The organism is Kitasatospora sp. NPDC088779, assembly GCF_040685395.1.
Lineage (GTDB): Bacteria > Actinomycetota > Actinomycetes > Streptomycetales > Streptomycetaceae > Kitasatospora.
The window spans coordinates 331,232-338,557 of sequence record NZ_JBFBHW010000001.1; the positions used below are offsets into that span (position 1 = coordinate 331,232).

The following is a 7,326-nucleotide window of genomic DNA, read 5'->3' on the forward strand; positions in this document are numbered from 1 at the left end:
GCACCCTCCGGAGGGTGCGGCCCCGGTGTGGCGGCTCGGATCAGGCCGGCGGGGTGCCGTCGGGCCAGACGCAGGGGGAGCTGACGGTCAGCTTGAGAAGGCGGCTCGAGTCCGTGGCGCCGTCCAGGACGGCGAGGAAGTTGTCCTTGGGGTTCTTCAGCTTCACCCAGCCGGGATGGAAGCCGGGCGGGTCCTCGACCGGCTGAAAGCCTTGTCCCGTCAGGTAGACGCGGAAGGCGTCCGCGACCTCCGTCCTGCCGGACAGGGGGAGATCCTCGAAGTCGTATCCCCGATGGGTCTGCTTCCTGCCGTGCGGGCCGATGTCGTTGGCGTCGCATTCCATGTCGAAGAAATCGCCCGAGCTCGCCGTCGGCTTGACCGGCAGCTTGGCCAGGGTGTCGGCGAGATAGGTGTCGATCTGCTTCTTGGCCTGGTCGAGTGTGATCGTGGACTTCGACCGCTCGTTCAAGGTCTGCACGCCGCAGGCGTTCAGGGCCAGTACGGCGACCGCCAGTACGGCGGTGGCGGTGACCCGTTTGATCAGCGGGGTGTGCTCGGTGGTGCTCATGAGGCCCGCTTTCCGGCGATGATCTCCCCCATGGAGGTCAGGGTGGGCGAATTCTCGTTCCAGTAGTCCGAGTGCCCCGCCTTGGGGTCGGTGGGCAGGATCTGCGCGCCGAACTGGGGGACGGTGGTCTGTCGGCCGTGGATCAGGTGGTGGTCACCGTCGCCCAGGCCCCACGAGCCGGCGACGTTGTCGACGATGTTGTCCGTCATCCCGCCGGGGTCGGTGGCGGCGGCCCAGCCGATCGCGTCGGCCGGGCTCTGCGCCACGTACACGCGGGACGGGTCGATGTTCAGGTCCTTGGCGTTTTCGACGCCGCAGCCGGGGCTGGCGATGAGGACGACGTTGTCGACGGGAAGGCCCTTGTCGCGCATGGCGTAGCCCACGGTCGTGGTGCCGTAGCTGTGGGCGAGGATGGTGTTGTTCGACAGCTTCCCCTCGTGCGTGGCGTGGAGTCCCGTCTCGAAGGTGTGCAGCTTGTCCTCCGCGTTCTTCGCGTACTTGTCGTCCGCGGCCTCGGGGATGATCGTCTGCGGCGCGTCGTAGCCGACCCAGGTGATCGACGAGGTGGTCTTCGAGTTCTTGTCGGCGGTGTTGGCCGACTGGACCATCAGATCGGAGCGGTTGATGTCACTGCCGATGCTGCCGAGCCGGGCGCCGGTGCCGGGTACGTACGTGGAGACGTTGTCGGCGGTGTCGGGGTTGTTGGCCGCGATGATCGCGTGGCCCTTGCCGTTGGTGTCGAAGCCCAGCAGGAAGGTGGGCGGGTGTTCGGCGTTGACCGGGGTGTTCAGCCGGTTCTCGATGGCCGTCACGCCCTTCAGCTTGTCTTCGAGGTCGTCGCGCTTCTGCTTCCACTCCGTGTAGTCGGGGTTCTGGACGGGCCCGCCGTTGGTCTCGGCGACGGACAGGTAGTGCTTCGGCTCCGGGCCGAGGCTGTCGAGCTGGTGTTGGAGGTCCTGTTTGCCGCGCTGGAGGTTGATCCGGTTGGCCTGGTCCCGGGCGAGCGCGGGGACGCCGTCGAGGGCGCCGATTTGATCGGGGTGGTTGAGGATCATCCGGTGCTGCTGCTCGTCGGTCAGGCCGTTCCACCAGCCCTTGACGCTGTTCGGGTCGGTGCCGGCGGCGGGGACCTGTTCGAGCGCGTTCGCGGCGGCCAGGTCGGTCTTCGCCGTGGCGGCGTCGAGCCCGGTGCCGTCGCTCGCGTTGCCGGCCAGGTGGGCGAGCCGGGCGCTGATCGTCTGGTCCGCGTGGGCGGCTTCGGTGAGCGCGGCCGTGATCCGGCTGCTGATCTGCTGGGCCTGCGACTCGGCGTCGGTGCCGGCGAAGGCGGCGGATCCGGGGTCGTTGTCCCAGGTGATCCCGCCGTCGGCGGCGACGGTCAGCTTGTGGGTCTTGGCGTCGTCGAGGGCGTTGATCAGGTGCGCCTGGGCGGCGGCGAAGCCCTCGGCCGCGTCGTGCAAGGCCCTGCTGACGAGGCCGATCTCCTGTTGGGCGGCCTGGAGTTCGTTCTCCAGGAGCTGGATCCGGGCCTGGGCGTGACCGGCGGCGTTCCCGGTCCACTGCGAGTGGTTCAGCCGGTCGACGACCTCGTGCTGCCAGTTCTCCACGTGCTGGCCGAAGGCGGTGGCCAGGGTGTCGAAGGCGGTCTTCGCGGTGGTGAGGTTGATGAGGTCGGCGTCGTGGAGGGTCTTGATGTCCATCGCCTACTCGGCCGCCTTCGCGCCGGCGGGCTTCACGGGGCCCGGGACGAAGGTCGTGCTGAAGGGGTCCGGTTCGTCGGGGACCGGTGCGGCCGGGTTCCGCATGCTCCCGTGGATGTCCTTCTCGACCTGGCGGTAGTAGGCGGCCGACGTGGCGAGCTTGGTGCCGACGTCGCCCATGTCGCCGCCGAGCTTGTCCAGCAGCGTCTTCCAGTTCGTGCCGCAGTTCTGGATGGCGGCGGCGGTGAGCCAGCCCTTCAGGCCCCCGGCGGCCTGGTTGCACGGATCGGTGATCTTCGAGGTCTCGCCCGGTATGAGACCGCCGATGTGCTGAGCGCTCTGTCCGCAGCCGTCCAGTTCGGCTGGGTTGACCTTGAACTCCAAGGCCAGATCAGGACCTGCCATGTCTTTCCCCCGCTGATGAGCTCCCGGGCCGGCGCGCCGCCCGGGTCCGTGTCGACAAACTGCTGACGGATGCTAACGGATCGATCTTCCGGCGGTGGGGAGGGCATGGGCCGGGCGACCCGCCCCGGCTCGGCCGGTGGGCGCGGCTCGGGATACCCTGCGGGGGTAACTGGTGGCGAGGTCGGTCGGGAGGTGGACGATGGCGGAGCCGCGTCCGACCGTCCCCCGGGCCCTGCGCCTGCTGCTCCTCGCGGCGCTCCTGCTCGGCATCGTGACGATGCACACGCTCGGCCATCCGGCCGCCGGCGGGCACGGGGTGGAGCACGGGACGGACCACGGGCCGACGCGGCACGCCGTGAGCGCCGGTCACCCGGCGGGCGCCGGGGAGACGGTGCACACCGCGGCGGCCGACGGCATGGATCCGATGACGGTGTGTCTGGCCGTGCTCGCCGGCTGGACGTTGCTGCTCCTCGCCGCCGGCCCCCTGCTGCGGCACGGCGGTGACGCCGCCGCCGAGGTGAGGGCCCGGCTGCTGCGGGCCGTTCGCGCGTTGCCGCCGCCCGGAGGCGGGCGGATCCTCCTCGCCCGGTTGTCGGTGCTGCGTCAGTAGGCGTACGCCGGCCGCCCCGGGTCCGCGCTCCGGCGCGGGCGGGACGGCCGTCGCGACGTCCTGCTCACCCACACCCACCGCACGAGGTGCACTCCGTCATGCGCACACCCACCCGTCGTACCGTGCTCGGCGCGGCGCTCGCCGCCGCCGGCACCGGTCTGCTCGCCGCCTGTTCCGCCGATCCGATGAAGGGCATGGACCATGGGGGCGCCGCCCCCACCACCCCGGGCGGCTTCGTTGCCCCCGGCGGCCCCGAGGTCGCCGCCGCCGAGGCGCGGCGCGGGCCCGGGCCGGAGCGCAAGGTCGCGCTCACCGCCACCGAGACGACGCTCGACCTGGGCGGACGCACCGTCCGCAGCTGGGCGTACGGCGACCGCCTGCCCGGCCGGGCGGTGCGCGCCACGGTCGGCGAGACGCTCGCCGTCAGTCTCGCCAACCACCTTCCGCAGCCCACCTCGTTGCACTGGCACGGCCTCGCGCTGCGCAACGACATGGACGGCGTACCCGGGCTCACCCAGGACGCGGTGCGGGCGGGCGCCGGCTTCGAGTACCGCTTCGCGCTCGCCCACCCGGGGACGTACTGGTTCCACCCGCACTCCGGCGTCCAGCAGGACCGCGGCCTGTACGCGCCGCTGATCGTCGAGGACCCGAGGGAGCCGCTGCGCTACGACCAGGAGTGGGTCGTCGTCCTGGACGACTGGGTGGACGGGGTCGACGGCAGCACCCCGGACGCCGTGCTCGCCGAACTCGCCCGGGGCATGGGCGGGATGGACCGCGCGGGGATGGACCACCCGGCGATGGGCGGCCACGACATGGCAGCCATGGGCGGCACTCCAACCGGCGCCCCGAGCACCGCCCCGCCCGCCGCCGGCCCGTCCCGGATGCTGATGGGTGCCCGCAGCGCGCTGCTCGGCGGCGACGCGGGCGACGTCGGCCACCCGTTCCACCTGGTCAACGGCCGGCTCGCCGGCGCGCCCGAGACCTTCACCGCCAAGCCCGGCGACCGGGTCCGGATCCGGCTGATCAACACGGGCGGCGACACCGCCTACCGGGTCGCGCTGGGCGGCCACGAGTTGACCGTCACCCACACCGACGGCTTCCCGGTCGAGCCGGCCACCACCCAGGCGCTGCTGCTCGGCATGGGCGAGCGCTACGACGTGCTGGTGACCGTCCAGGACGGCGTTTTCCCGCTGACCGCGCTCGCCGAGGGCAAGAACGCCGCCGCACTCGCCCTGCTGCGCACCGGCGGCGGCGCCGCGCCGGACGCCTCGGTGCGCCCGGCGGAGCTGGACGGCAGGCTGCTCGGCGCGGCACAGCTCAAGGCCGACCCGAGCGTGCGACTGCCCGCCAGGGCGCCGGACCGGACGGTGCGGCTGGAGCTCACCGGCGGCATGGCGAAGGCCGACTGGGCGTTCAACGGCCGCCGGTACGACCCGGCGCAGCGTTACCCGGTGGCGGCGGGGGAGCGGGTGCGGCTGGAGTTCCGCAACACCACGAGCATGTGGCACCCCGTCCACCTGCACGGCCATACCTTCGCGCTGCCCGGTGACGGGCCCCGCAAGGACACCGCGATCGTGCTGCCGGGCGCGACGCTCGCCGTCGACTTCGACGCCGACAATCCGGGCCTGTGGATGGTGCACTGCCACAACGTCTACCACGCGGAGACGGGCATGATGACCGTCCTCGGTTACCGGGCCTGACCTTCGCGGCACGCGGCGTCGGGGCGGGGGAGCGGCCCTGCCCCGACGCCGCGTGCCGCCGGTCGGAGCCCCGTCGCGGGCGCACTGTCACCGGCCGCACCACCCGCCGCGACCTGCGGAGCAATGACGCTTTCTTAACGCGGGGCGATGACGCGTCCTTAACGCCGGTCGCATAGCCTGTCGCACTGCCGTCGCCCGACGGCGCTTTTACGGGGTCTTTAACAAGAGGTGCAAGGTGGTTTCGTCGGGTTCGACGGAGGCGGCGACGGCGGAACCGTCGTCGGCGCGAATACGGTTGCGGGGCTGGCTGCTGGAGGGCGTGTCGGCGGACAAGCCGGCCACCGGGCAGGCCGGTCAGGACGGTTCGCAGGGCGGCGCGCAGGCGGGGGACTCCGGCGCGCACAAGGGCCGGCGCTGGTGGCGGGTGATGTGCCTGACCGGCCTGGACTACTTCTCCACGCTCGGCTACCAGCCGGGCATCGCCGCCCTGGCGGCGGGCGTGCTGTCGCCGATCGCGACGATCGTGCTGGTGGTCGTCACCCTGCTGGGCGCGCTGCCGGTCTACCGGCGGGTCGCGCAGGAGAGCCCGCGGGGTGAGGGCTCGATCGCCATGCTGGAGCGGCTGTTGTCGTTCTGGAAGGGCAAACTGTTCGTCCTGGCGCTGCTCGGTTTCGCGGCGACGGACTTCCTCATCACGATCACCCTGTCGGCCGCCGACGCGAGCGCGCACCTGGTGGAGAACCCGCACCTGACCAGCGTCCTCGGCGGCAAGCAGGTGCTGATCACGCTGATCCTGGTCGCGCTGCTCGGCGCGGTGTTCCTGAAGGGCTTCAGCGAGGCGATCGGCCTGGCGGTGGCCCTGGTCGGGGTCTACCTGGCGCTGAACGTGGTCGTGGTGGCCGTCGGCATCTGGAAGATCATCGAGGCGCCGCACGTGGTCACGGACTGGACCAGTGCGCTGACCGCCCAGCACGGCAACCCGGTGATCATGGTGGGCGTGGCGCTGGTGGTCTTCCCGAAGCTGGCGCTCGGCCTGTCCGGCTTCGAGACCGGCGTCGCCGTGATGCCGCACATCGAGGGCGACCCGGACGACACCGAGGAGAAGCCCACCGGCCGGATCCGCGGCACCCGCAAGCTGCTCACCACGGCCGCCGTGATCATGAGCTGCTTCCTGATCACCACCAGCTTCATCACCACCCTGCTGATCCCGGCCGACCAGTTCAAGCCCGGCGGCGACGCGAACGGCCGCGCCCTCGCCTACCTGGCCCACGAGTACCTGGGCGGCACCTTCGGCAGCGTCTACGACCTGTCCACCATCGCCATCCTCTGGTTCGCCGGCGCCTCCGCCATGGCGGGCATGCTCAACCTGCTGCCGCGTTACCTGCCCCGCTACGGCATGGCCCCGCACTGGGCGCGTGCGGTGCGGCCGATGGTGATCGTGCTGACCCTGATCGGCTTCCTGGTCACCTGGCTGTTCGACGCCGACGTGGACGCCCAGGGCGGCGCGTACGCGACCGGCGTGCTGGTGCTGATCAGTTCGGCGGCCATCGCCGTCACCATCGCCGCGTACAAGGCGAAGCAGCGGGGCTGGACCACCGCCTTCGCGATCATCGCGGCGATCTTCCTGTACACCACCGTGCTGAACTGCCTGGAGCGGCCGGACGGTCTGAAGATCGGCGCCTGCTTCATCGCCGGCATCATCCTGGTCTCGCTGCTCTCCCGGCTGCGCCGCGCCTTCGAGTTGCGCGTCACCGACGTGGTACTGGACGACGTGGCGGAACGTTTCGTCAGGGACTACGCGCACCGCCCGCTGCGGCTGATCGCCAACGAGCCGACCCGCCGCGACGTCGCCGAGTACCGCGACAAGATCCGCCAGATCCGCGCCGACAACGACATCCCCGGTGAGGACGACCTGGTCTTCGTCGAGGTGACCGTCCGGGACGCCTCCGACTTCGAGACCGAGCTGACCGTGCGCGGCGAGGTGCTGCACGGCCGCTACCGGGTGCTGACACTGGAGAGCTCCAGCATCCCGAACGCGATCGCCGCGCTGGCCCTCACCATCCGGGACCGCACCGGGCAGCAGCCGCACCTCTACTTCGAGTGGACCGAGGGCAACCCCTTCGCCCAGTTCCTGCGGTTCTTCCTGTTCGGCCAGGGCGAGGTGGCCCCGGTCACCCGCGAGGTGCTGCGCGAGGCCGAACCCGACCGCAGCCGCCGCCCGCGCGTCCACGTCGGCTGACGCTCCGCCGCACGACGTCGTCGGCCCGCCCGGTGGGGTGCGGGGAGCTCGGGCGGGCACACGTCGGACCTCCAGTCGCTCTGCCGCTGAGCGGGGTGGCGGGC

At 71.5% G+C, this 7,326-nt stretch carries 6 protein-coding genes; 3 read left to right on the top strand and 3 right to left on the bottom strand.

Translation table 11 applies throughout. The annotated features are described in order from the left end of the window. Positions 1-40: 40 nt before the first annotated feature. The 3 genes from AB0P03_RS01555 to AB0P03_RS01565 are packed head-to-tail and all read right to left on the bottom strand — an operon-like array spanning position 41 to position 2,673. Positions 41-568, bottom strand: coding sequence for a hypothetical protein (locus tag AB0P03_RS01555; protein WP_363585959.1), 528 nt, complete (start codon positions 566-568; stop codon positions 41-43). Further along, positions 565-2,268, bottom strand: coding sequence for an alpha/beta hydrolase (locus AB0P03_RS01560; RefSeq protein WP_363627534.1), 1,704 nt, complete (start codon positions 2,266-2,268; stop codon positions 565-567). Before AB0P03_RS01560 ends, AB0P03_RS01555 begins: the two co-directional genes overlap by 4 nt. A 3-nt stretch (positions 2,269-2,271) precedes the next feature. After that, entirely contained in the window at positions 2,272-2,673 is a 402-nt protein-coding gene (locus AB0P03_RS01565) for a hypothetical protein (RefSeq protein ID WP_363585961.1), read from the bottom strand. Between the two features lie 199 nt (positions 2,674-2,872). Here AB0P03_RS01565 and AB0P03_RS01570 point away from each other — a divergent pair, with 199 nt between their 5' ends. The 3 genes from AB0P03_RS01570 (at position 2,873) to AB0P03_RS01580 (ending at position 7,222) form a co-directional block, all read left to right on the top strand. Beyond that, positions 2,873-3,283, top strand: coding sequence for a DUF6153 family protein (locus AB0P03_RS01570; protein WP_363585962.1), 411 nt, complete (start codon positions 2,873-2,875; stop codon positions 3,281-3,283). A 98-nt stretch (positions 3,284-3,381) separates the two neighbouring features. Then, complete coding sequence (locus tag AB0P03_RS01575) at positions 3,382-4,983, top strand: multicopper oxidase family protein (protein ID WP_363627535.1); 1,602 nt, start codon at positions 3,382-3,384, stop codon at positions 4,981-4,983. A 235-nt stretch (positions 4,984-5,218) separates the two neighbouring features. Beyond that, positions 5,219-7,222 carry an amino acid transporter gene (locus tag AB0P03_RS01580; protein WP_363627536.1) on the top strand — a complete coding sequence of 668 codons (2,004 nt, stop codon included), beginning with the start codon at positions 5,219-5,221 and terminating at the stop codon, positions 7,220-7,222. Positions 7,223-7,326 lie beyond the last annotated feature (104 nt).